Annotated in this window: 3 protein-coding genes and 1 pseudogene; 3 read left to right on the top strand and 1 reads right to left on the bottom strand. The window is 64.2% G+C overall.

Annotation, left to right across the window (positions count from 1 at the left end):
- The first annotated feature begins 224 nt into the window (after positions 1-224).
- From DFP88_RS16705 to DFP88_RS16715, 3 genes are all read left to right on the top strand, one after another.
- Positions 225-1,169, top strand: coding sequence for a LysR family transcriptional regulator (locus DFP88_RS16705; RefSeq protein WP_110815827.1), 945 nt, complete (start codon positions 225-227; stop codon positions 1,167-1,169).
- A 114-nt stretch (positions 1,170-1,283) separates the two neighbouring features.
- Entirely contained in the window at positions 1,284-1,586 is a 303-nt protein-coding gene (locus DFP88_RS16710) for a DUF1330 domain-containing protein (protein ID WP_110815828.1), read from the top strand.
- 93 nt (positions 1,587-1,679) lie between these two features.
- Positions 1,680-2,108 carry a nuclear transport factor 2 family protein gene (locus tag DFP88_RS16715; protein WP_110815829.1) on the top strand — a complete coding sequence of 143 codons (429 nt, stop codon included), beginning with the start codon at positions 1,680-1,682 and terminating at the stop codon, positions 2,106-2,108.
- 248 nt (positions 2,109-2,356) lie between these two features.
- Here DFP88_RS16715 and DFP88_RS17185 read toward each other — a convergent pair.
- Positions 2,357-2,847 (bottom strand): annotated as a pseudogene (locus DFP88_RS17185) (hypothetical protein); the annotation flags it as partial.

Consider the following 2,847-nt stretch of genomic DNA (forward strand, 5'->3'; position numbering starts at 1 on the left):
GCCGCCACTCGAAACTGGGCTATCTCAGCCCGATGGAGTTCGAGGAACGCTCGGTGCTACCTTAACCTGCTGTCCACGGGACCGGCAGCATCCCACACAAACCCCTTCATGTCCAAGGTCGCGAGGGCAGACTTGTGATCAATCGCGCGAGCCTCCTTGAGACCGCGGGTGGCGAGACTATTATTTAGTCGCGCCCGTCGGCGTCGGTCCGTAGTCTGCACCTAATGACACGAGTCTTCGTAGAGCCCTCCAGCGTGCAGCTTCGATGCCTGATCGCCGTCGTAGACGCGGGCAGTTTCGCCGCGGCCGGACGAACTTTGGGAATGACCCCTTCCGGTGTGTCCAAGACGATCGCTCGCCTGGAGGACGCGCAGGGCGTGCGACTGCTGCACAGGTCGACGCACAATCTGGCGTTGACCGATGCCGGCGAACAAGTGATCGACGCTGTTCGTGCGGTCGCGGAAGGCCTCGATCACCTCCGCTCATCGCTGACCCTAGCATCGGAGGACGATGCGCGGGGACGCGTCAGACTGACCGCTCCCGTTGCATTCGCCCGAAGCCTGCTTCTGCCCATCCTTGCGGATTTCCAAATCGCGCATCCGCAAGTGATCGTAGATGTCCGGGCATCCGATGAGATGGTCGATCTTGCAGATGCCGGTATCGATTTAGCCTTGCGCGCGGGCGAGATAAGCGGCGTTCCAGGACACCTTCGACAGAAATGGTTCGACTTTGATTGGGTCACCTGCGCCTCGTCTGCGTACTTGGAGGCCCGTGGCGCGCCACGGGCGCCCGCCGACCTTAAGGAACACACCACCATCGGCTTCCGAAATCGGGGTACGGGGCTTGTGGAGCCGTGGTGGTTTGCCGCTGAGCCGGGCTCAAAGAAAGCTGATCGCTTTGGCTTCGACTGTTCGCTCATACTCGACGATGCAGAGAGCGTTTGGCACGCAGTGACGCTGGGGATGGGTGTCGGATGGTGCCCATCATGGTTAGCATCAACCGGCGTCGGCCAGAAAGGCGTCGTCGAGATCCTACCAGAATGGCGCGTGTTGCGCAGCCCCATGACGATTCTGCGTCGAGACTCGCCACAAGTCCCGGGCCGGGTCAAAGATCTCATATCATTTTTGAAAAGCAGGGCTAACACGCTGGACAGTCCGCCCAGCCGCTAGTCGCAGAGACGTAATGCGGACACGATGTCACGACTGCCATGGATCATTCTGGCGCTAAACGACTGCCGGTGAAGGGCATATCTCGAAGATGCCAATCATCGAAAGGGAACAGCCATGGCGGGCTATCTCGTAAACCGTTTTGACATTACCGACCGCGATCAGTTCGTCCGTTACACCGTAGCCGTGAAACCGATCATCACGAAACACGGCGGCGAGATCTTGTTCGCGAATGACGCGCCGAAGGGCTTGGAAGGACCCGAGCCGGGCATGAGTGTAGTAATCGCCTTCCCCTCAGAGGAGGCGGCAATGGGGTTCTATGATAGCCCTGAGTATCAGCCGGTAAAAGAGTTGCGGCTGATGAGCACGACAAATTGGAACGCCATCGTTTCGGGAGGCGGAGTCTCCGTCGCGGCCTAAGCCTCGTAGTCCCACCTCGAGCGCCACTTCGCCGCATCTTCGACAATCACCACACGGTCTCCGCTGCCGAGGCCTTCCAACAGGAACCTAAACATGATCAGCACCGATCATCTCGATGCATACCTGGCTGCCATGGGAAGCCGCGACGTGGCGGCCACCAAGCCACACATGGCGGAAGACGTCGTGATCCACAGCCCGATCATCCCTGCGCCCTTTCGCGGCAGAGACGCCGTGGCCTCCGTACTTGAAGCGCTACTCGGCACGATCGACGCGTTCGAACCCAAGCGGCTGCTTCGCGACGGTGCAGATTTCGTCGCTGTGTTCACGGTCCGCTTCGGTGAACACGTCATCGACGGCATGGATCACATGCACCTGAACGAAGAGGGCTTGGTCGACGGCATGACCGTTGCGTGGCGTCCTTTGCCCGCCATCGTCGCGGTGCAGCAGAAGCTTGCGCCCAAGCTGGGCGGCAAGGCCCTTCAGCTGGTACCGCTGACAGCGGATGTTAGCCAGTCGGCTTGAGCCGCTTGCGCGCCGAGGAAAGGGAAACGACATGCGGGCCGCATTCTACGACAGTTTCGGACCGGCAGAAGAGGTGCTCCGGGTTGGCGACATCCCGGACCCCCAGGTTCGCGTCGGCTGAAGCTCGTGGGCGCTCCCCGCGCGGCGGCGGGAACCGCTGCCCCGACCGCCGCCGCCGCTGGCCTCTCCATCCGGTCAGCCGGTGCCGGTCCGGCTTGCCTGCCGCCGCCGGTGCTCGGCGCTACCGATCAGGCCTCCTCCTCCACCGGCCAACTGGCGCGGGTGCCGTAGAAGGCCGCCTCCATCCGCGGGCGCGGGGCGGGGCCCGAGAGCCGGTCGAGGGCCGCGGCGAGCGCTGCCGTCGCAGCCTGCACCGTGGCGCCGCCCAGGCCCCAGTTGTGCTTCTTCAGCAGGCCCGAGATCGTCAGCCCCTCGACGAAGACGCCGTCGACCAGCTGCCGGTCGCTGATCGCCCGCCGCGGCCTGGCGTCCGCGCCTCGCTTCGACGGCCGCACCCGGCGGATCGGCATCGCCACCCCGTCGCCGATCCGGCGCTGCAGCGCCACCAGCCGCCGCCGCTCCTCCAGCCGCGCCTCGTTCACGTCGCCGCCGCGGGCGCCGGCGGAGCGGCCGCCGGTCATCTCCATCGAGGAGCCGCGCATGTCGCTGGCCTCGCACCGCTCGAAGAGCGCGGCGTAGTGCCGGCCCATCTCCACCTGCGCCGGTGTCAGCGCCACCT

Source organism: Pseudoroseicyclus aestuarii (assembly GCF_003217255.1).
In the GTDB taxonomy this organism is placed as follows: Bacteria; Pseudomonadota; Alphaproteobacteria; order Rhodobacterales; family Rhodobacteraceae; genus Pseudoroseicyclus; species Pseudoroseicyclus aestuarii.

Bases quoted from the DNA above. Each gene is read 5' to 3' on its own strand.
- DFP88_RS16705 (WP_110815827.1), top strand. From the start codon at position 225: ATGACACGAGTCTTCGTAGAGCCCTCCAGCGTGCAGCTTCGATGCCTG.
- DFP88_RS16710 (WP_110815828.1), top strand. From the start codon at position 1,284: ATGGCGGGCTATCTCGTAAACCGTTTTGACATTACCGACCGCGATCAG.
- DFP88_RS16715 (WP_110815829.1), top strand. From the start codon at position 1,680: ATGATCAGCACCGATCATCTCGATGCATACCTGGCTGCCATGGGAAGC.